Source organism: Burkholderia sp. SIMBA_051, from assembly GCF_046534915.1.
Classification (GTDB): domain Bacteria; phylum Pseudomonadota; class Gammaproteobacteria; order Burkholderiales; family Burkholderiaceae; genus Burkholderia; species Burkholderia ambifaria.
Genome location: NZ_JAWRXS010000005.1, coordinates 476,164 through 496,660 on the forward strand (window position 1 = coordinate 476,164; position 20,497 = coordinate 496,660).

A 20,497-nucleotide genomic window follows, 5' to 3' on the forward strand; every position below is an offset into this window, starting at 1 on the left:
CGCCTCCTGCGTCGCTCATCGTAAGGAATCCTCTCGTGGCAAACGCTCGCAAAATCATCATCACCTGCGCGCCGACCGGCGCGATCCACACGCCGTCGATGTCGCCGTACCTGCCCGTCACGCCGCATCAGATCGAGACGGCCGCCGTCGCGGCCGCGCAGGCCGGCGCCGCGATCCTGCATCTGCACGCGCGCAACCCGTCGGACGGCAAGCCGACGCAGGACCCGGCCGTGTTCGCCGAATTTCTGCCGCGCATCAAGGCGCAGACCGACGCGGTGATCAATCTCACGTCGGGCGGCAGCCCGCACATGACCGTCGACGAACGGCTGCAGCCCGCGCTGTATTTCCAGCCCGAAATCGCGTCGCTGAACATGGGCTCGATGAACTTCGGACTCTATCCGATGCTCGAGCGCTTTCGCGAACTGAAGCATCCGTGGGAACGCGAACATCTCGAGAAGAGCCGCGATCTGGTGTTCAAGAACACGTTCGCCGACATCGAGACGATCCTCACGCGCTGCGGCGCGAACGGCACGCGGTTCGAGTTCGAGTGCTACGACATCTCGCACCTGTACAACCTTGCGCACTTCGTCGACCGCGGGCTCGCGAAGCCGCCGTTCTTCGTGCAGAGCGTGTTCGGCCTGCTCGGCGGCATCGGCGCACATCCTGAAGACCTGATGCACATGCGCCGCACGGCAGACCGCCTGTTCGGTCAGGACTACGTGTGGTCGATTCTCGGCGCGGGCCGCAACCAGATTCCGCTCGCGACGATCGGCGCCGCACAGGGCGCGCACGTGCGGGTCGGGCTCGAGGATTCGCTGTGGATCGCGCCCGGCCAGCTCGCCGAATCGAGCGCCGCGCAGGTACTGAAGATGCGGCAGGTGCTCGAGGGACTGTCGCTGGAGATAGCGACGCCGGCCGAGGCGCGCGCGATGCTCGATCTCAAGGGTGGCGACGCGGTCCGGTTCTGACCGCCGGGGCGCGCCCGATACCCGCCCAACACCAGGACCCGCAAGCGCAGAGACAAGGCGCCGGCCCAAGCCGGCCGGCGCCAGGACGCCCTTGATCGCCCCGCTCCCGCCCGAGCGCCGCCGGCGCGGCTCCGTCGTCTGCCCCTCCGCTGCGCGCGACGCAGCGGCCTCTGCCGAACGCGGCGCGCCGTGCTTGCCGTGTGCGCCCGTTCGCCTTTACCGGAGTCGTCCGCATGTCCACTCAACACGTCCAGATCCTGCCTTCCGCAGCCGGCGACGCAAGCGCGTCGCTGAACCGGCTGCTGTTCCGCAAGCTCATGCCGCTGCTGATCGCCGCCTACGTGATCAGCTTCCTCGACCGCACCAACATCGCCTTCGCAAAGCACTCGATGGGCGTCGATCTCGGCATTTCATCCGCGGCCTACGGGCTCGGCGCCGGCCTGTTCTTCCTGACCTACGCGCTGTTCGAGATCCCGAGCAACCTGATCATGCATCGCGTCGGCGCGCGCTTCTGGATCACGCGGATCATGATCACGTGGGGCGCGTTGTCGGTCGCGATGGCGTTCGTCGGCGGCCCGACGTCGTTCTACGTGATGCGCCTGCTGCTCGGCGCCGCCGAAGCCGGACTATTTCCGGGCGTGATGCTGTACCTCACGTACTGGTTCGGTCGCGAGGAGCGTGCGCGGGCGACCGGCTATTTCCTGCTCGGTGTGTGCATCGCGAACATCGTCGGCGGGCCGCTGGCCGGCGCGCTGATCGAACTCGACGGCACGCTCGGCTTCCACGGCTGGCAATGGCTGTTCGTCGTCGAAGGGATTCCGGCGATCCTGCTCGCCTTCGTCGTGTGGACACGGCTGCCCGACCGGCCGAGCCGCGCGCCGTGGCTCGCCCCCGAAACCGGCCGCGCACTCGAACGCGCGCTGGCAGCCGAACAGGATGCCGGGGTCGCCGCCCACGGCGGCCACCGGTTCGGCGCCGCGCTGCGCGATCCGCAGATCTGGCTCGCGATCTTCGTGTACTTCTGCCACCAGCTGACGATCTATACGGTGATCTTCTTCCTGCCGGGCATCATCGGCGCATCGGGGCACTTCTCGCCGTTCGCGGTCGGGTTGCTGACCGCGTTGCCCTGGCTCGCCGCCGCACTCGGCGCCGCAACCCTGCCGCGCTTCGCGCGCGAGTCGCATCATGCGCGCCGGATCCTGTGCGGCGGTCTCATCGTGATGGCGGCCGGAATGGTGGGCGCCGCAAACGCGTCGCCGGTGGCCGGCCTCGCTTGCGTATGCATCGCCGCGTCGATGTTCTTCGTCGTGCAGTCGATCGTGTTCACGTTTCCGGCGTCGCGACTCGCCGGCAGCGCGCTGGCCGGCGGTCTCGGTCTGGTGAACACGTGCGGCCTGCTCGGCGGCTTCGTCGGCCCGACTGTCGTCGGCGCGATCGAACAGGCGACCGGGAATGCGAAGAACGGACTGACGCTGCTCACCGCGGCGCTCGTCGTCGCCGCGTTCGCGAGTCTCGCGCTGCGCCACGGGCACGAGCGGCCCGCTGCGCGATCGCAACGCTGAGCCTGCGCGCGATTCACGCCGGCGCGATGCGGCGGGCCGCCCCCGCCTGCCTCGCGCCGCGTTCGGTCAGAACAGATACATCCCTGCGACGAACACCACGCCCGAGAACAGCAGCGTCGTCACGCAGTACCCCATGATGTCGCGCACGCCGAGCCCGGCAATCGCGAGGGCCGGCAGTGCCCAGAACGGCTGCGCCATGTTGGTCCACGCCTCGCCGTAGGCGATCGCCATCGCGGCCTTGCCGAGATCGGCACCGAGCGCCTGCGCGGCCGGCATCACGAACGGGCCCTGCACGACCCAGTGGCCGCCGCCCGACGGCACCGCGAAATTGATCACGGCCGAGCTGAGGAACGCGAGCAGCGGGAACGTGTGCACGTTCGCGATATCGACGAACCACTTCGTGATCACGCCCGCGAGCCCCGAGTGATCCATCAGCGCCTGGATGCCCGCGTAAAAGGGAAACTGGATCATGATTCCCGATGCACCGCGCGCCGCGCCGGCCACCGCGCGCGCATAGGCCATCGGCGTACGGTGCAGCAGGATGCCGGCCGCGAGGAACGCGAGGTTCACGGTGTCGATGTCGAGCGCGAAGCCCTTCTGCATGAAACGCAGCACGAGGAACGCCGCGCACAGCGCCGCAACGACGACCGACAGCGCGCGGCTCTCTTCCATCCGTTCCGCGAACGTCGCGTCGGGCCCGAGCTGGCGCTCGACGCTCGGCGGTTCCGCGAGCAGCGCCGGATCGACGCTGACGACATCGCCGGGCTTCGGCATCATCATCCGCGCGAGAAACGGCAGCATCACGATCAGCCCGATCGTGATGAACGCGTTGTAGCCCGTGAAGATCGTGTCCGACACAGGAATCAGCCCGATGGTCTTTTCCATCGGATTGCCCTTCGTCGCGGCGACGAGCGGGACCGAACCCGACAGCCCGCCGTGCCAGCTCAGGAAACCCATGTACGCGGACGCGACGAGCAGCCGGTAGTCGCTGCCGGCCACGCGGCGCGCGACTTCGCGCGCAAGCATCGCGCCGAGCACGAGGCCGAAGCCCCAGTTGATCGCGCAGGCGAGCGCGCCGACGAACGCGACGAGCATCACGCCCTGCCCCGGCGTGCGCGCGGTGCTTGCGAGCGCAACGAGCAGGCGGCGCACGGGCGGCGAACTCGCGAGCGCGTGGCCGGTGACGAGGATCATCACCATCTGCATCGAAAACGCGAGCAGGTTCCAGAAACCTGAACCCCACATCGTCGTGAGTTGCACCGGCGTGGTCGGCGTGAGGCCGAAGGCGAGCGCGAACGTGACGATCGTCAGCAGGATCGCGAAAATCAACGGGTCGGGCAGCACGCGGTGGACCACCTGCGTGAAAAAGCGGGAAATGCGTTGGACCAACTTGAGCTCCTCGTTTCCTGATACGGACATCCGCGCGCGTATGGTTCGTTGTTCGGTGGCGCGGAAACGCGCGGATTTTTGCACAGAACCGAAAGACGCGCTTTGGGGTGCGCACCATCGTGATCAGGCAGCGATACGCGCGAGAAGAGGCGAGGAAACGGGAAGGAAAACGACGTCGGGCAGCCCCGGGGGAGCCGCCCGTGCGGATGACTTCGGTGGACCGGCGCGGGTCAGTGGGTCGCCGTCGCCGCCACCGTCTCCGGCATGCCGACCGTCGCGATCGCATTCGCGCGCCGCTCGGCCAGTTGCTGCGCGAAGCGATACGCCACGAGCGACCCGGCCACGGCCAGCAGCATCGGCACGAGACTGTCGTGATTCACGCGCGTGAATTCGAGCAGCAGCACGACGGCCGTGATCGGCATCTGCATCGACGCGGCAAGAAACGCGGTCGCGCCGATCAGCGCGCACCCGCCGATCGACGCGCCGGGCCATACGAGGCCCCACAGCCCGCCGAGCACGACGCCCAGCAGCGCACCGTTCGCGAGACCCGGCGTCAGCAGCCCGCCCTCCGCGCCCGCACGCAGGCTGCCCGCCTCGATCAGCACCTTCAGCACGAGCAGCGTCGCCGCGACGCCGATCGTCAGCGTGCCGTCGAAACCGAGCGAAGCCGGCCCCTTGTCATTGCCGAGCAGTTGCGGAAACCACATCGCGAGCACACCGATCACCGCGAAGTTGACCAGCGCGAGCACGGGCAGCAGCCGGCCCTTCGGCGCATCCGCCCGCGCACGGGTCGTGAGCCGCACGAAGCCGTATGCGGCGAAACCGAACAGCGGCCCGCAGACGATCGACCACGCGACCAGCGGCGCGCTCAGCACGAACGCCGGCACCGTGTACTGATGTTCGTTGCCGAGGCCGATCCATGCGACGGCCGCCGCGATCGCCGACGTGACGACAGCTACTACCAGCGCGCGCAATTCGAACGTGCCGAGCAGCACTTCGAGCACGAACACGGCGCCGCCGAGCGGCACGTTGTAGACGGCCGCGAGGCCGGCGCCCGCGCCGCACGCGACCATCAGCCGGCAGTCGGCGGACGTGAGCCCCGCACGGTGCGCGAGCTGCCCGGCGAGCAGCGAGCCGATCTCGCGCGGTGCGACTTCGCGACCGAGCGGCGAACCGAGCGCGACGGTGACGATCTGCAGCAGCGCGTGAACCGTCGTGCTGACGAACGGCATCCGCGGATCGGCCGAACGCACGGCCCTGCGGATGCTGACGAGTGGCCGGCCGTACCGGTAGAGCGCCCACCAGCCGCCGCCCGCGACGAGCCCGCAGACGACGAGCACCGCGAGCCGGCGCAACGGGTCGGCCAGCGTCACGCCCGCGAGGAAGCTCTGGGTGCCGACCACGTGCGACAGGCTGTAGCCGTAGGCGACATGCTGGATCGCGTGCAGCAGCAGCGCGAGCAGCATCCCGCCGAGGCCCGCGCCGATGCCGGTCAGGACGGTGACGACCGCCATCCGCGCGAACGGGCTGGCGGACGGCGAAGAAGACGCGGGAGCGGATGGAAGGTCGAGGCGCATGAGATCGGCGAACGAGGATCGACAAGGCGGCGCGCACCATGCACGCCGCCGTCAGGTCAGAATCGTAGGCGGGGGCCGCTCATGAGGCAAACGTCTTTTTCTTCTCAACCCATGCATTTCACGAATGAACGAGCGAAGGCGCCACGCGGCGGCGCGCGCCGCCTCCCACGCGACCGCGTCACTCCGGATACGTGACGCGCTCCGGCTCCCGCCGCATGATCACCTTCCCGTGGCGAACCGACAGCGTGGCCTTCGCCTGCCTGCGCACCGCTTCGTAGTCGCTGTCCGCGTCGAGCACGACCAGGTTCGCCGGCCGCCCGACCGCAATCCCGTAACCGTCGCCGAGATGCATCGTCGTCGCGCTGTGATCGGTCACGAAGTCGAGGCAGCGCTGCAGGTCCTCGTAGCCCATCATGTGGCAGATATGGAGGCCGGCGTCGAGCACGCGCAGGATATTGCCGTTGCCGAGCGGATACCACGGATCCTTGATCGAATCCTGCCCGAAGCACACGTTCAGGCCCGCGCGATCGAGCTCCGCGACGCGCGTGACGCCGCGCCGCTTCGGAAACGTGTCGAAACGCCCCTGCAGATGGATGCTCTCGGTCGGGCACGACACGAAGTTCAGCCCGGCACGCTTGAGCAGCCGGAACAGCTTCGAGCAGTACGCGTTGTCGTACGAGCCCATCGCGGTGGTGTGGCTCGCCGTCACGCGCGCGCCCATCCCGCGCACGCGCGCTTCTTCCGCGAGCACTTCCAGAAAGCGCGAATGCGGATCGTCGGTCTCGTCGCAGTGCACGTCGACGAGGCAGCCGGTGCGCTCGGCCAGCTCCATCAGGAAGCGGATCGAGCTGACGCCCTGCTCGCGCGTGTTCTCGAAATGCGGAATCCCGCCGACGACGTCCGCACCGAGATCGATCGCCTGCTCCATCAGCGCGCGGCCGCCGTCGAACGACTCGATGCCTTCCTGCGGAAACGCGACGATCTGCAGGTCGATCAGCCCGCGCGCCTCGTCCTTCACTTCGAGCATCGCCTTCAGCGCGGCGAGCGTCGGATCGGTGACGTCGACATGGGTGCGCACGTGCTGGATCCCGTGATCGCGCAGCATGCCGATCGCCGCATGCGCGCGCGTCTTGGTGTCCTCGTGCGTGATCGTCGCCTTGCGCTCGGACCAGCGCTCGATCCCCTCGAACAGCGTGCCGCTCATGTTCCAGGCCGGCTCGCCGGCCGTGAGCACCGCATCGAGATGGATATGCGGCTCGACCAGCGGCGGGATCGCGACACGTCCGCCGGCGTCGATGTCGTCGGCGCCGGCAGGCGCGACCGGCGCGGTTTGCGCGTCGATCCGCGCGATCCTGTCGCCGTCGATGCCGATCGTGAAGAGCCCGTCGCGACCGCGCAGGCGTGCATTGAAGAGATTCATGTGGGTCCTGGCGTCATGCGGCGTCAGCGCGCCGCGTGGTGGGGAAATCCGGCTCGTTCAGCGGGTCCGGCATTCAGCGGAAATCCTCGATCTTCAGGCCGGTCGCCGCGCTCATCTCGTCGTTCGTCACCTCGCGCACGTGCTTGCCGAACGTCCACACGTGCCGGCCGGGGTCACGCGCGCGATACATGCGATCGCCGTAGAACGCATCGGCCGGCGCCTGCAGGATTTCCGCGCCTGCCGCGCGTGCGCGTTCGCAGTGCGCGTCGATGTCCGCGTCGTCCGGCAGATGCACGTGGACGTGCTGGGTATTGCGGTCGCCGGTGTCTTCCGGCGATGCGATGAAGTCGGCCCACGCGCCGCCGATCATCACGAGACCGTCACCGAATTTCATTTCGGCATGGGCGATGTCGCCTTCCGGCGTGGTGACGACGAGCGAGCGTTCGAAACCGAATGCACGTTCGAGCCATGCGAGCGCGGCTTTCGGGTCGCGGTAGCAGAGCGCGGCACTGAAGGACGGACGGTGATGCGTAGTCATCGATGTCTCCTTGTCCCGACATGGGACTGCTCATTCTCCACGCGCGCGGTGCGGCGAGCAACTCCCGCGCCGGCGACGCGCGTGTTGTCAATGCGCGACACGGCAGGCGCGGCCACCCCGCATCACGCCCCGCATCGGGAGCGAAAACGCCCGGCATCCGGCGGCGGCATCGGTTTGTGAACACCGTATGACGCACTCTTGCGCGGCTCGCAACGGTGCGCTCGCGCGCCGGCCGCCGGAATCGGACGGGGGCGCCCCTACACTTGCGCCGAACTTTGATCACCGTCCCACACGCAGGAGCATTTAGATGAACAAAACCCTGATTGCCGCCGCCTCCGCCACCGCACTCTTCGCCCCGCTCGCGCATGCGCAGAGCTCGGTCACGCTGTACGGCCTGATCGACGCCGGCATCGCGTACACCAACAACGTGAACGGCGGGTCCCAGTGGCGAATGACCACCGGCACGATCAACGGCAGCCGTTTCGGCCTGCGCGGCACCGAGGATCTCGGCGGCGGCCTGAAGGCGCTGTTCGTGCTGGAGAACGGCTTCAACGCGAACAACGGCGCGCTCGGCCAGGACGGCAAGCTGTTCGGCCGCCATGCATACGTCGGCCTGAGCCGCAGCGGCTTCGGCACGCTGACGCTCGGCCGCCAGTACGACACGATGGTCGACTTCGTCGCGCCGCTGTCCGCGACGGCCGGCGACTTCGGCGATACGGGCTTCGCGCATCCGTTCGACAACGACAACCTGAACCATTCGGTGCGCATCAACAACGCGGTCAAGTACACGAGCGACACGATCGCGGGCTTCAAGGTCGGCGCGCTGTACGGCTTCTCGAACTCGACGAACTTCGCCGGCAATCGCGCGTACAGCGTCGCGGCGAGCTACACGAACGGCCCGCTGAAGCTGGCCGGCGCGTACCTGCAGATGAACGGCACGAAGGGTTCGACGAGCGCGAGCCCCGGCGCGACCGACGTGGCCGAAGCGAAGAGCGTGAGCCAGGGCGGCTGGTCGGTGGGCGCGGACCGCATGCGCACGTACGGTGGCGGTGTCAGCTACGGGTTCGGTCCGGCGACGGTCGGCTTCGTCTATACGCGTTCGCAGTACGACAACTCGGGCTCGTTCGGCTCCACCGGCCAGGTCGCGTTCAACAACTACGACGTGAACGTGCGCTATGCGGTGACGCCGGCCGTCAGCCTCGGCGCGGCCTACGTGTACACGGATGCCAGCGTGTCGAACCCCGACAGCAAGCACGGCACCGATCCGAAGTGGCACCAGGTCGACCTGCAGGCGGTGTACAAGCTGTCGCGCCGCACCGACCTGTACGCGGAAGCGATGTACCAGCACGCATCGGGCCGCGGCTACCAGGCGTTCATCAACACGTCGGGCGGCGCATCGAGCACCGCGAACCAGATCGTCGGCACGATCGGCATGCGCACGCGCTTCTGATCGCCGTCCGCATGACGGAATGACGCGTCGCCCGTCGGCCATGCCCGTGTCGCCGCGCACGGGTCGGGTCGACACGGGCGACGTGCGCCAATGTTGTGCCATCTGGAAAGCAGCCTGCCTGGAATCGGGGTTTTTGCGGCCGCGTGCGCTGCATAGACTGGCGTCGATGGTTCGGATCGCATATCGATCGCCGAACCGGCCTCACCCCCGTCTACAGGAGAACATCGTGAAATCGCTCGTCGTTACCGCCGCCGCTGCCGTCCTGCTTGCCGCACCGGCCCTGTCGTTCGCGCAGTCCGCCAAGTCGCCCGTCACGCGCGCGCAGGTGCTGCAGGAGCTCTATGACCTCGAATCGGTCGGCTACAACCCGTCGCTCGGCGACGCCGGCAACTATCCGGACGACATCATGGCCGCGCAGGAGCGCCTCGCGGCAAAACGGCTCGCCGAGCACAAGGCCGCGCAAAGCGGATATGGCCCGGCCGGTGCGGGCGCAACCGAATCGGGCGTGGCGGCGAAGCCCGCGCTGTGAATGCATGCGGCAACGCCGCGCCCGCATGACGCTTAGCGTGCGGGCGCGGCGGCTATCGCGCGAAACCGGCCCGTGATGACGCGGCCGGACAGACAGCGCGCCATCCGGCACGCTGCCATCCTGTTTCTTTCTTGATTCGCCGTCACGCGGCCTGCGGTTCGCGGTCGATCGCGTTCAGCATCTCGACGTCGCGCGCGATCATCCCCGGCACCTGCGCCCGCAGCATCTCGACCCAGGTGCGCACCTTCGCGTCGACGAAGCGGCGCGACGGATACAGCGCATACACGTTCATCTTCTGCAGGATGTGATCGGGCAGCACGCGCACGAGCGTGCCGTCGCGCAGCGCGTCGATCGCCGAATACAGCGGCAGCATGCCGATCCCGATGCCGTCGCGGATCGCGAGCGCGAGCGACTCGGCCGTATTGGTCTGCACCGGCCCGGCGACATGGATCTGCTCGACGCCCTCGGCGCCTTCGAGCACCCATTCGTGAGTCGGGAAAGCCGGCGTGCAGAGCGTCAGGCACGCGTGCGCGCCGAGATCCTGCGGGCGTGCGGGCGCACCGTGGCGCTTCACGTACTCGGGCGACGCGCACAGGATGCTGAAGGTCGAGCCGAGCAGATGCGACACGAGTTCCGAATCGGGCAGCGACGACGCGGTCACGACCGCCATGTCGCTCGTGCCGTCGAACAGGTCGGGCATGCGCTGCGACAGCGACAGCTCGATCGACACGCCCGGATACTGCGTGTGATAGCGCGTCAGCGCGGGCATCACATAGTGATGGCCGACGCTCGCGAAGCTGTGCATGCGCAGCACGCCGGCCGGCCGCTCGTGCGCGCAGCTTGCTTCTTCCTCGGCGCGATCGACGTCGGCGAGGATCTGCCGGCAGCGCCGCAGATAGCTTTCGCCGGCCGACGTCAGCGCGAGACGGCGCGTCGATCGATTCATCAGACGGGTGCGCAGGCGCGCCTCGAGCTCCGACACCGCGCGCGACATCGCGCCCGTCGTCGAATTCAGCGATTGCGCGGCCGCGGTGAAACTGCCCGTCTCGACGACGCGCGTAAACACCCGCATGTTTTGTAGGGTATCCATTCGTGTGAACCACCTGTAGCGGAGCCGCCATTTTCCTCCAGTGGAGGCGACAGATTGTTACGCGGCCTGCAACTATCGTTTCCCCGTAGCTGCGTTAATGCCCGCGCGCCGCGCTCCTACAATCGGCGCCTCATCAGTCGAACGGACCCGTCCGGACGCGCCGCGACACCGCGCGCGCCCTCTTTTTTTCATGAAGCCACAACCTGCGATCGAGCGACCGTCCATCGAACCCGCACGATGGAGCGCCTGGCTCGATCCGCTCGGCGGCGCCGCGCGCGATTGGGCGACGAGCGACGGGCTGATCTGGCTACACCTCGCCAAGACCGTGTTCGCCGCGCTGCTCGCGATGGGCATCGCGATGCGGCTCGAGATGTCGCAGCCGCGCACCGCGATGACGACCGTGTTCGTGCTGATGCAGCCCATGTCGGGGATGGTGTTCGCGAAGAGCTTCTATCGCGTGCTCGGCACGGCGGCCGGCCTCGTCGCCGCGCTCGCGCTCGGCGGGCTGTTCGCGCAGCAGCCGGAGCTGTACATGGCCGGCATCACGCTGTGGATCGGCGCCTGCATCGCGCTCGCGGTGCGCAACCGCCACTTCCGCTGGTACGGGTTCGTGCTCGCCGGCTATACCGCCGCGCTGATCGGCCTGCCGGCGGTGATGACGCCACAGACGCTGTTCCAGTCCGCGCTCACGCGCGCCGCGGAAGTCGCGCTGGGCATCGCGTGCTCCGGTGCCGTCAGCGCGCTGATCCTGCCGCTCAGCTCCGCGAAGGCGCTGATGCGCTCGCTGACCGCCCGCCACGTGAAGTTCCCGGCCTTCGCGGCCGGCGCGCTGTCGGGCGAGCTCGCGCGCGGCGATTTCGAGCGGCGCTTCGCCGATTTCGTCGACGAGATCGTTGGGTTCGAGGCCAATCGCGCGTTCGCGTCGTTCGAGGATCCGCACATTCGCGCGCGCAGCCGTCGGCTCGCGCGGCTGAACAGCGAGTTCATGAACGCGTGCACGCGCCTGCATGCGCTGCACCAGCTCGTCAAGCGCTTGCGCGCGAACCGGTCGGACGCCGTGCTCGACGCGCTCGCGCCACATGTCGACGGGCTCGCGCGGCGGATCACCGCGTTGCGCGACGAGCGGCAGCGCGGGATCGCGTCGACCACCGGCGCGCTGCTCGAACTACGCCGCTTTCACGGCGCGTTGCCGAAGGCTGCCCGAGCGTCGCGTCGCGCGCTCGAGGATCACGCGGCCGGCGGCCTGCTCGACTTCGATACCGCGATCGAGCTGATGTATCGCTTCATCGGCGAGTACGTCGGCTATGCCGACACGTACGCGTCGCTCGACCGCGACGATCATGCGTTCGAACGCTCGGTCACGCGCTACGCGGTGAAGACCAATTCATTCTTCGTCGGCTTCGCGTTCCTGCGCACGCTCGTCGCCGTCGGCGCGATGAGCGCGTTCTGGATCGCGTCCGAATGGCCGAGCGGCTCGCTCGCCGTGATCGCCACGGCGATCGCGTGCGCGCTGAGCTCGACTTCGCCGCGCGCGTCGAAGTTCGTCGCGCAGATGGCCGTCGGCGCGGCGTTCGCGACGGCGGTCGGCTATGTGTTCCTGTGCTACGTGTATCCGAACATCGACGGCTTTCCGCTGCTGTGCGCGGCCCTCGCGCCGGTGCTCGGCCTCGGCGCGTTTCTCGCGATGCGTCCGGGACTATCCGGTTACGGGATCGGCTTCGCGGTGTTCTTCTGCCTGCTCGCGGGGCCCGACAACGCGATCGCGTATACCCCCGAGGTGCTGGTCAACAATGGTTTCGCCGTCGTCATCGCAATGCTGGCGTGCTCGATCGTGTTCGCGGTGGTGTTTCCGACCCACATGCCGTGGCTCACGTCGCGCATCGCGCACGATCTGCGCCGCCAGGTCACGCTCGCCTGCGAAGGCACGCGCGAGGGCCTCGCGGCGCGCTTCCAGTCGAGCACGCACGACCTGATGGCGCAGCTGCGCACGCTGCTCGTCAGACGCACGCGACAGCATCGCGACGCGCTGCGCTGGATGCTGTCGACGCTCGAAGTCGGCCATGCGGTGATCGACCTGCGCGACGAGCTGCACGGGTTCTGCGAATCGAAACCGCCGCAGACGACGCGCTGGACCGTGTCGGTCGATGCGGTGCTGCGCGAACTCCCGCGCTTCTTCGACGATCCGACGCCGGTCCACCACGCGCGCACGCTCAAATCCGTGAACCTGGCGATCCGCGCCGCGCAGCACACGCTGCATGCGTGGTACGCGGTGCCCGCCGAGCGCCACCGCATGCAGCGCATCGTCGGCTGCCTGCACTTCATCCGCAGCGCGCTGCTGGACAAGGACGCGCCGTTCAACCGCCACCGTCATTGATCGACGACGGCGATCGATGCGCGCGCAACGTCATCCTTGTTCCGATTGGAAATAAGCTCTGCGCCCCCGGCGATTAATCTTCAAGCAGTGCGCGCTTATAGTTTCCTCACTGCCAGCGAGACTGGCACTGACCCAGGAGAAACACAAATGAAGCCGCTGCACCTCGCCCTCGTTGCCCTGTCGCTCACCGCCGCTGTCGCGCACGCGCAGCCCGCGCCGGCCGACCACGCGCAACAACCGGCGAACCGCGCCGAAGCCGTCCAGGCCGCCGGTCGCGTCGATCGTGCGCAATCGAAGCAGGAAGACCCGAACGCATGCGTCGGCCCCGTCAGCTTCTGCAACGTCTACTTCGGCAGCTGAGCATGACGCCGCGTCGTCACGGCCAGGCCCGCCGCGCACGCATCGCATGCCTCACCCGCATCGCATGCGCGCGCGCACGACGCGCCGGCCGCTCGCCGCAACGATCACCGCAACGACCCTGCCCGCCACGCCGCTTCGATTGAAGCGGCGCATCGCGTTTCAAGCGCCGCGTCCCGGCCGCCACCCCACTTCGCGCAACGCATCCAGCAAGCGCGCCTGCCCCAACCCTTCGACCCGCACGCCGCGCGATTCGACGTCGCTTCCCGCAACCAGCGCATTCACGATCGCTTCCTCCACCGCTTCCGCCGCGGCGGCGAACAGCGCCGAGATATGGTCGTTGTTCACCATCGCCACGGCCGTCGTGGGCGCACCCTTGCTGCCGTAGTTCGCGGCCGGCAGCCCGTCGTTGCCCGTCGCAAACGCGAGGAAGATATCGCCGCTCGAATCCTCCGTGCCGCCGCCCACGCGAGCCAGCCCGACGCTCGCGCGCTGCGCGAGGCGCGTGCACTGGTGCGGCAGCAGCGGCGCGTCGGTCGCGATCGTGACGACGATCGAGCCCATCCCGGCTTCGCCCGGCGCATCGGGCGCGCGGAACGGCGAATGCACGTGTCGCAGCACCTCGCCGACCGGATAGCCGGCCACGCGCAGCATCTCGCGCACACCGTAGTTCGCCTGCACGAGCGCGCCGACGGTCCAGCCGCCCGCGTCGGCCGCGACCACCCGCGACGCGGTGCCGATGCCGCCCTTGAACTCGTGGCAGATCATCCCCGTGCCGCCGCCCACGCCGCCTTCGGCGACCGGCCCCGACTGCGCCGCGGCCAACGCACGCTGGACGTGCGCGGCATTCACGTGCTGCCCCCAGATGTCGTTGAGCAGCCCGTCGTAGGTTTCCATCACGACCGGCATGCACCAGTACACGCGGCCGGCCGCCGCTTCGCGTTCGTTCGCGACCAGCGCATCGCGCACCGCGCCGACGCTGTGCGTGTTCGTATAGGCGATCGGCGTCGTCAGCAGCCCGGCTTCGCGGATCCATTCGAGCCCGGTCGCATCGCCGTTGCCGTTCAGCACGTGGACACCCGCGAAGCACGGCGAATCGTGCGCGGCGCTCGCCCGCGGCTCGATGACGGTCACGCCGGTGCGGATCGATGCGTCGCCGTTCTCGACGTTCAGCGTGCAATGTCCGACCCGCACGCCCGGTACGTCCGTGATCGCGTTGAAGCGGCCCGGCGTGCCGAGTCCGATGCGGATGCCGAGATCCCTCGTGCGCATGATGCATGTCCTCCCGTGTTTCATTGGCTCGGTGTTTCGGTATGCAAAGGTTTTGACGCGGCGTTCAGAGCGCGCGGAACGCGTCGCTGTGGCGCGCCCAGACCGCATACATCACGAGCGCGGCCGCCAGCAGCGCGCCGATGATGATGAGGTCGGTCGACTTGGTCGCCGTCGCCAGCGTCGTGTAGAGCGTGTACGCGGCACCCGCGACCGCGACGAGCGGCGTCACGGGCCACAGCGGCATCCGGTAGTGATGTTCGACGTCGCGGCGCACGAACCGGCTCGCCAGCGCGGCCAGCCCGACCACCAGATAGATCAGTAGCAGCAGGTCGACCGTGAACGCGGTCAGCTCGTCGAGGCTCGACACGAACACCAGCCCCGACGACGGCACCGCCAGCGCAAGCGTCGCGAGCCACGGCGATTCGAAGCGCGGATGGATCGTCGAGAACGCGCGGTTGCAGGTGCGCGACCAGAGCGCATGCCGGCCGCTGCTGTACAGCAGGCGCCCCATCGTGATCACGATCGCGATAATCGCATTGAACACCGACAGGAAGATTCCGCCGCTGACCACGCGCGATACCACCGGGTTGCTCAGCGAACGCACGACATAGCCGATCGGGTCGGCGCTCTTCGTCAGCTCCGTCAGCGACGGCGCGCCGAGCACGATCGCGGTGAGCGGAATCAGTTCGACGACGAGGATCACCAGCAGCGAATAGATCACCGCCTTCGCGACGTTGCGGTTGCCGCCGCGCAGGTCTTCCGCGAGATATGCAGCGGAGCCGAAGCCGTTGTAGCAGAAGATCGCCGTGCCGATCGCGGGCACGATCGCCGCGAACGTGGCGGGCACCAGCGCATTGCCGCTCGCGACGACCGGCGCGACCAGCACCTCGGCCCCGCGATGCGGCGCGCCGAAGCCGAGCCCCGCGATCAGCATCAGCACACCGATCTCGACGACGAGAAACGCGCCCGTGATCCACGCATTCGTCTTGATGTTCAGCATGCCGAGCACGTAACTGAGCAGCACGATCGTCAGCGCAACCGACTGGTTGCCGAAGTGCGTGCCGAGCGCGTTGTTCAGGTACGGCGCGGCGCCGCTCGCGAGCACGGCCGGGATGAACACGCTGACGGACAGCACCGTGATGAAGGTCAGGTAGCCGGGCAGCGTGCCGAACACGCGCTTGGCCATCACGTACTCGCCGCCCGCGCTGCGGTGCGCGGCGCTGAGCTCCGCGTAGCAGAGCGCGAATGCGAGCGCGAGCACGCCGCCGAGCAGGAACGACAGCACCGCGCCGCTGCCGGCCTGCTGGATCGCGAACGGCGCGATCACGAAGATCGAGCTTGCAGGCGTCACGCCCGACACGGTGATCATCACCGCATCACGCACGCTGAGCGTCTGCGACAACGCGCGCGGCGCGTCTTCCGTGACAGGCGTCGCTTGCAGCGTGCCCGTCGATTCCGACATCATCGCCATTTCGTTCTCCTGTGCTTGCGGCCTTTCCGCCCATGCATGACGCCTGCGCGTTTCATGTGCGGACAGATCCTTTGCGCCGTTTTTTTGAACGCCCATACTCGGGCCCGATTGATTGCGTGGCAGTCTAGGAAGCCAAATTCAGGACCGCTATTCCCCCTTCGTGTTACGCCCTCCGGTGGTGGTATGGATCGACTCTTCTCCGAAATCGCGATGCACCAGGCGCTCGGCCGCGCAATCGACCATCTCGGCCAGCCGCGCTTCTGGCGCTTCCTGGTGCTGCTGCTCAACGAAATGGTGCCGTTCGACAACGCGCTCGCGACCGCGATCGGCCGCGACGGCGTGCCGCTCGTGCTCGACGAATACGACACGGGCGGCACCGACAGCGCGTCGCCGGTGCCGCTTTACCTCAACGGGTTATATCTGCTCGATCCGTTCCTGCAGGCCGCGCACGACGGGCTCGCCGACGGCTGCTACCGGCTCGAGGAAGTCGCGCCCGACCTGTTCCGGCAGAGCGAATATTTCCTGAGCTACTTCCGCGATGCGGTCGGCGACGACGAAATCCAGATCCTGCTGCGACCGAGCCCCGACCTGCTGCTGTCGTTGTCGCTCGGCGCGGCCACGCGCTTCGACGTCGAGCCGCTCGGCAAGCTGACGGCCGCGATGCCGTGGGTGCTCGCGGCGATCCGGCAGCACTGGCGGCTGGTGGGCGATGCCGCGCGCGCGACGCCCGACGACGATCTCGGCGCGCGCGTCGAGCAGGCGCTCGCGCGCTTCGGCGCGGGCGTGCTGACGGATCGCGAGATGTCGATCGCGCGAATGGTGCTGCGCGGCAATTCGTCGAAGGCGATCGCGGAGCGGCTCGCGATTTCACCGGAGACGGTGAAGGTGCATCGGCGGCATCTCTACGCGAAGCTCGGGATCTCGTCCCAGCCGGAGCTGTTTTCGCGGTTCATTCAGGCGCTGGGAGAGCATGCGTCGGGGTAGGCATGCCGATGCGCGCCGTCAACGACCTGATTCGATAAACCCGCCATCGGGCGCCTGGTGCGGCACATACCAGCCGAAATACACCTCGGCCTCGACGATCCGCCCGCCGAGCACGCGCAATCGCTCGGCGTTGCGGAAGCGCCGGCCGGCGCTCGTTTCGGCTTCATACACGACGAACACGTATTCACCGTGCACGGCAACATCGACGAAGTCGAAGCCGGCGAGCATCGCGCTATTCGGCCAGCAACGCGCCAGATACGCGTCGCGGTCGAGCCGGTTGTCGAGCGGGCTCGTGAAATGGAAGTCCGGCGCGATCAGCGCTTCGATCGCGTCGCGGTCTTTGTCGACATACGCGCGATAGCTCGCGCGTGCCACATCACCGGGGTCGTCAGGCATCGTTCCCTCCGCGAAGGACCGGGACGAACGCGACGGCCCGCGTCGTCCCGATGCATCGATGAAACACGTACGGGCGGCCCGCGCCGCACCGCACCACGCATTCCGCGTCGGCCTGCCGATGCCGCGGTTGCCCGTTTGCGCACGCACGGGCATGATGTCCGCCGGCGTGCGGGCTGCGTCCGCGCGCTTGCGCGGCCATCGGTACCGCGATCGACGTGCCGTCCATGCGCCGCCGCCGGCATCATCGAGCAATCCGCGTGCCGGCCCCGGCCGCCCACCTCACCGAGTCCATGTCACTACGCGCATTCAGAACGCTGGTCGCGATCGCCCGATACCGGACCTTCGCACGCGCCGGCGAGGCGATCGGGCTCACGCAGTCCGCCGTGAGCCTGCAGATCAAGGCGCTCGAAAGCGAATACAACGTCCAGCTGTTCGACCGTTCGCGCCGCCAGCCGGTACTCACCGAAGCCGGCAACATTCTCGTCGCGCAGGCCGAGCAGGTGCTCGCGATGGTCGACCGGATTCCCGATGCGCTCAGCGACGAGAAGAAGCTCGTCGGCCGCCTGCGGGTGGGCGCGATCCAAACCGCGCTGTCCGGTCCGCTGCCCGATGCGCTACTCGCGCTGCGCGACGCGCATCCGTCGTTGCGCGTGCACGTATCGGCCGGCATGTCGGCCGAACTGGCGAACCGCGTCGCGGCCGGCGAACTCGACGCGGCGATCACGACCCGCCCGGTGCGCCCGCATCCGGCGGAACTCACGTGGACCACGCTGTACGAAGACCGCTTCTGGCTGCTCGCGCCGCCGCACTACGCGGAGCGCGACGCGCGCACGCTGCTCGAGGCGCTGCCGTTCATCCGTTTCGACGCGCAGGCGTGGGCCGGCCGGATGATCGCCGCCGAGCTGCGCCGCATCGGCGTGCGCGTGCGCGAGGAGATGGTGCTCGACAGCGCGGAGACGATCGCGCGCATGGTCGCGCGCGGCCTCGGCGCGGCGATCGTCGCGCTGCCCGACTCGACGCTCGCGCGTCTGCCGCCCGTCACGCGCTTGCCGTTCGGCCAGCCGCAGATGGGCCGCGCGGTCGTGCTGCTCGAACACCGGTCGCGCCCGGCTGAGCGTTTCGCGCGTGCGCTGGGCGCCGAAATCACCGCGTCATCGATGAGAATTTCTCATTGAACACCCGATAATTAACCATTATTCCTGCTTCATCCGCGTGTTTAACTTGGCAGCATCGTCACTCTTTGGATTGCACGCCGCCATGTTGCCCGCCGTATGGATCCCCGCCTCGCTCCGCTGCTGTCCTGCCGGCCGTCGCGCCCGGCCCGCCCGGCCCATCTGAAGGCGCGCCGATGATCGGCCCGATCCTGCTCGCGCTCGCGCCGGTCGCGCTGCTGGTCGCGTTCGGCCATGGCCTGCGGCGCACGGGCTTCATCGGCGATGCGTTCTGGCCGCATGCCGAGCGGCTTTGCTACTACGTGCTGCTGCCCGCGCTGTTCGCGCATGGCCTCGCGAATGCGCGGCTGCAATCGTTGCCCGTGTTGCCGCTCGCGGCGGCGCTGGTCGGTTCGACCGTGCTCGTCGCGGCGCTTCTGCTGCTGGTCCGCCGGTTCGTGCAGGTGGACGGCGCCGGGTTCACGTCGGTATTCCAGGGCGCGGTGCGTTTCAACAACTATGTCGGCACGGCACTCGCCGCCGGACTGTTCGGCGCGCACGGGATCGCGCTCGCGGCCGTGTGCGTCGCGGCGATCGTCCCGACCGTGAACCTGATGTGCGTGCTGGTGTTCGCGCGCTACGGCGAAACGCGGCTCGGCGCAGGGGCGCTCATGCGCCAGATCCTGTCGAATCCGCTCGTCGTCGGCTGCGCGCTCGGGATCGCGATGCAGGCCGCCGGCGTCGGGTTTCCGGCCGCCGTCGAACCGGCCGTGCGCGCGCTCGGCGCCGCGTCGATGCCGCTCGGCCTGCTGTGCGTGGGTGCGGCACTGAAATTCGATGCGGCGCGCGCATGGATGCAGCCAATGTGTATCGCATCGGCATTCAAATTCCTCGCGATGCCGCTCGTCACGCTCGCGGCCGGCCGCCTGTTCGGGCTCGGCGATGCCGCGCTGACCATCGCGCTGCTGTTCCAGGCGCTGCCGACGTCGTCCTCGTCGTACATCATGGCGCGCCAGCTCGGCGGCGACGCGCCGCTGATGGCCGGCATCACAGCGTTCCAGACGATCGTCGCCGCGCTCGCGATGCCGGCCGTGCTGACGGCGCTCGCGTCGGCGCCGGTGTTTCGCTGACCGCCCGGCACAGGCGCGCGCAACGAAACCGCAATCGCCGTCGAACGGGACTGAATCCGCCCGCCGCGCGCAACCGCCGCCCCGTTGCGCGGGGCCTACGCGCTGCCGATGCGCCCCCGGTTCTTCTCGCAGCCCTGCCAAAAACCGCCTATGGTGAATGAATGGCGTCCGTTCAGCCGCCATTCGACTCCGCGTCGCTCGCACCGGCTGACACGGCGCCGTGTTCCGGCACCATTCCCCGCGATCGTGCGCACGCCCGGCCGTGCACGCGATTCGCGCCGCCCACCGGACTATAAGGAGGTACCCATGAAAGCCGTGCTGCTTGTCAGTTCCGCCGTGCTCGCCATGGCGTCCATTTCAGCTTCGGCTCAAGGCTCGATCACTAAAGTCGAAAACGGCGCGCTCGTCGCCGCCAACGGAATGACCGTCTACGCATTCGACAAGGACAAGCCCAACGCCGGCACCAGTGCCTGCTCGGGCCCATGCGAGACCCTTTGGCCGCCGTACAAGGCCAGCGCGACCGACGTACCGGCCGGCCCCTACACGATCGTCAAGCGTGACGACGGCAGCCCGCAATGGGCGTACAAGGGCAAGCCGCTGTACTTCTTCTCGAAGGACATGAAACAGGGCGATCGCAACGGCGACAATTTCAAGAACGTGTGGCACGTGGTCGCTCCATAAGCGTTCGTTCCATGCGTTGCGTGTCGGCGCGGCCGCGGCACGCGTAAAAAAGCCTGCTCCGATCGCGGATCGGGGCAGGCTTGGGCGCGCTTGCGCCGGCTGCATGGCGACATCCGCCAAGCGGCAGGCGCGACGCGCAGCGGAACGCGCGTCAGCGG

At 68.3% G+C, this 20,497-nt stretch carries 18 protein-coding genes; 10 read left to right on the forward strand and 8 right to left on the reverse strand.

The window, feature by feature from the left end; all coding sequences use genetic code 11:
* Positions 1-35: 35 nt before the first annotated feature.
* Complete coding sequence (locus SB771_RS15250) at positions 36-968, forward strand: 3-keto-5-aminohexanoate cleavage protein (RefSeq protein ID WP_175659281.1); 933 nt, start codon at positions 36-38, stop codon at positions 966-968.
* A gap of 233 nt (positions 969-1,201) precedes the next feature.
* Complete coding sequence (locus SB771_RS15255) at positions 1,202-2,530, forward strand: MFS transporter (protein WP_175659282.1); 1,329 nt, start codon at positions 1,202-1,204, stop codon at positions 2,528-2,530.
* Between the two features lie 66 nt (positions 2,531-2,596).
* On the opposite strand, the gene SB771_RS15260 is transcribed toward SB771_RS15255, so the two are convergent.
* From SB771_RS15260 to SB771_RS15275, 4 genes are all read right to left on the reverse strand, one after another.
* On the reverse strand, positions 2,597-3,919 hold the full coding sequence (locus tag SB771_RS15260; protein WP_041491456.1) for a TIGR00366 family protein: 1,323 nt from the start codon (positions 3,917-3,919) through the stop codon (positions 2,597-2,599).
* Between the two features lie 230 nt (positions 3,920-4,149).
* Positions 4,150-5,496, reverse strand: a complete 1,347-nt coding sequence (locus SB771_RS15265; protein WP_175659283.1) for a chloride channel protein — start codon at positions 5,494-5,496, stop codon at positions 4,150-4,152.
* Positions 5,497-5,674: 178 nt separating this feature from the next.
* Positions 5,675-6,916 carry a cytosine deaminase gene (gene codA / locus SB771_RS15270; RefSeq protein ID WP_175659284.1) on the reverse strand — a complete coding sequence of 414 codons (1,242 nt, stop codon included), beginning with the start codon at positions 6,914-6,916 and terminating at the stop codon, positions 5,675-5,677.
* 73 nt (positions 6,917-6,989) lie between these two features.
* Entirely contained in the window at positions 6,990-7,454 is a 465-nt protein-coding gene (locus tag SB771_RS15275; RefSeq protein WP_175659285.1) for a VOC family protein, read from the reverse strand.
* A 307-nt stretch (positions 7,455-7,761) separates the two neighbouring features.
* Between SB771_RS15275 and SB771_RS15280 the strand changes: the two genes are divergently transcribed.
* Positions 7,762-8,904, forward strand: coding sequence for a porin (locus tag SB771_RS15280; protein WP_011658754.1), 1,143 nt, complete (start codon positions 7,762-7,764; stop codon positions 8,902-8,904).
* 226 nt (positions 8,905-9,130) lie between these two features.
* Positions 9,131-9,433, forward strand: coding sequence for a DUF4148 domain-containing protein (locus SB771_RS15285; RefSeq protein WP_012366011.1), 303 nt, complete (start codon positions 9,131-9,133; stop codon positions 9,431-9,433).
* Positions 9,434-9,575: 142 nt separating this feature from the next.
* Here the strand turns inward: SB771_RS15285 and SB771_RS15290 are convergent, their stop codons facing one another.
* Positions 9,576-10,523 (reverse strand): LysR family transcriptional regulator, encoded by a 948-nt coding sequence (locus SB771_RS15290; protein ID WP_126225357.1) that lies wholly within the window; start codon positions 10,521-10,523, stop codon positions 9,576-9,578.
* A 190-nt stretch (positions 10,524-10,713) separates the two neighbouring features.
* On the opposite strand from SB771_RS15290, the gene SB771_RS15295 reads away from it, so the two are divergent.
* Together SB771_RS15295 and SB771_RS15300 are read left to right on the forward strand one after the other, a co-directional pair.
* Positions 10,714-12,897: an FUSC family protein gene (locus SB771_RS15295; protein ID WP_175659286.1), complete on the forward strand. Its 2,184-nt coding sequence runs from the start codon at positions 10,714-10,716 to the stop codon at positions 12,895-12,897.
* Between the two features lie 147 nt (positions 12,898-13,044).
* Complete coding sequence (locus SB771_RS15300) at positions 13,045-13,257, forward strand: hypothetical protein (RefSeq protein WP_011658750.1); 213 nt, start codon at positions 13,045-13,047, stop codon at positions 13,255-13,257.
* A gap of 159 nt (positions 13,258-13,416) precedes the next feature.
* Here SB771_RS15300 and SB771_RS15305 read toward each other — a convergent pair whose 3' ends face one another.
* Complete coding sequence (locus tag SB771_RS15305) at positions 13,417-14,526, reverse strand: P1 family peptidase (RefSeq protein WP_175659287.1); 1,110 nt, start codon at positions 14,524-14,526, stop codon at positions 13,417-13,419.
* Between the two features lie 64 nt (positions 14,527-14,590).
* Complete coding sequence (locus SB771_RS15310; RefSeq protein ID WP_175659288.1) at positions 14,591-15,997, reverse strand: APC family permease; 1,407 nt, start codon at positions 15,995-15,997, stop codon at positions 14,591-14,593.
* A gap of 183 nt (positions 15,998-16,180) precedes the next feature.
* Here SB771_RS15310 and SB771_RS15315 point away from each other — a divergent pair, with 183 nt between their 5' ends.
* Complete coding sequence (locus tag SB771_RS15315; RefSeq protein WP_175659289.1) at positions 16,181-16,981, forward strand: helix-turn-helix transcriptional regulator; 801 nt, start codon at positions 16,181-16,183, stop codon at positions 16,979-16,981.
* A gap of 18 nt (positions 16,982-16,999) precedes the next feature.
* Here SB771_RS15315 and SB771_RS15320 read toward each other — a convergent pair whose 3' ends face one another.
* Positions 17,000-17,377, reverse strand: a complete 378-nt coding sequence (locus SB771_RS15320) for a nuclear transport factor 2 family protein (protein WP_175659290.1) — start codon at positions 17,375-17,377, stop codon at positions 17,000-17,002.
* A 290-nt stretch (positions 17,378-17,667) separates the two neighbouring features.
* Between SB771_RS15320 and SB771_RS15325 the strand changes: the two genes are divergently transcribed.
* The 3 genes from SB771_RS15325 to SB771_RS15335 all read left to right on the forward strand — a co-directional run bounded on the left by SB771_RS15325 (position 17,668) and on the right by SB771_RS15335 (position 20,339).
* Positions 17,668-18,552, forward strand: a complete 885-nt coding sequence (locus SB771_RS15325) for a LysR substrate-binding domain-containing protein (protein ID WP_041491454.1) — start codon at positions 17,668-17,670, stop codon at positions 18,550-18,552.
* 173 nt (positions 18,553-18,725) lie between these two features.
* Positions 18,726-19,658, forward strand: coding sequence for an AEC family transporter (locus SB771_RS15330; RefSeq protein ID WP_175659291.1), 933 nt, complete (start codon positions 18,726-18,728; stop codon positions 19,656-19,658).
* A gap of 306 nt (positions 19,659-19,964) precedes the next feature.
* Entirely contained in the window at positions 19,965-20,339 is a 375-nt protein-coding gene (locus tag SB771_RS15335; RefSeq protein WP_012366002.1) for a hypothetical protein, read from the forward strand.
* Positions 20,340-20,497: the final 158 nt, after the last annotated feature.

Coding starts and splice junctions, on each gene's coding strand:
- SB771_RS15310 (WP_175659288.1), bottom strand. CDS start 15,997: ATGGCGATGATGTCGGAATCGACGGGCACGCTGCAAGCGACGCCTGTC.
- SB771_RS15320 (WP_175659290.1), bottom strand. CDS start 17,377: ATGCCTGACGACCCCGGTGATGTGGCACGCGCGAGCTATCGCGCGTAT.
- SB771_RS15325 (WP_041491454.1), top strand. CDS start 17,668: ATGTCACTACGCGCATTCAGAACGCTGGTCGCGATCGCCCGATACCGG.
- SB771_RS15290 (WP_126225357.1), bottom strand. CDS start 10,523: ATGGATACCCTACAAAACATGCGGGTGTTTACGCGCGTCGTCGAGACG.
- SB771_RS15265 (WP_175659283.1), bottom strand. CDS start 5,496: ATGCGCCTCGACCTTCCATCCGCTCCCGCGTCTTCTTCGCCGTCCGCC.
- SB771_RS15305 (WP_175659287.1), bottom strand. CDS start 14,526: ATGCGCACGAGGGATCTCGGCATCCGCATCGGACTCGGCACGCCGGGC.
- SB771_RS15275 (WP_175659285.1), bottom strand. CDS start 7,454: ATGACTACGCATCACCGTCCGTCCTTCAGTGCCGCGCTCTGCTACCGC.
- SB771_RS15300 (WP_011658750.1), top strand. CDS start 13,045: ATGAAGCCGCTGCACCTCGCCCTCGTTGCCCTGTCGCTCACCGCCGCT.
- SB771_RS15280 (WP_011658754.1), top strand. CDS start 7,762: ATGAACAAAACCCTGATTGCCGCCGCCTCCGCCACCGCACTCTTCGCC.
- SB771_RS15335 (WP_012366002.1), top strand. CDS start 19,965: ATGAAAGCCGTGCTGCTTGTCAGTTCCGCCGTGCTCGCCATGGCGTCC.
- codA (WP_175659284.1), bottom strand. CDS start 6,916: ATGAATCTCTTCAATGCACGCCTGCGCGGTCGCGACGGGCTCTTCACG.
- SB771_RS15330 (WP_175659291.1), top strand. CDS start 18,726: ATGATCGGCCCGATCCTGCTCGCGCTCGCGCCGGTCGCGCTGCTGGTC.
- SB771_RS15315 (WP_175659289.1), top strand. CDS start 16,181: ATGGATCGACTCTTCTCCGAAATCGCGATGCACCAGGCGCTCGGCCGC.
- SB771_RS15295 (WP_175659286.1), top strand. CDS start 10,714: ATGAAGCCACAACCTGCGATCGAGCGACCGTCCATCGAACCCGCACGA.
- SB771_RS15255 (WP_175659282.1), top strand. CDS start 1,202: ATGTCCACTCAACACGTCCAGATCCTGCCTTCCGCAGCCGGCGACGCA.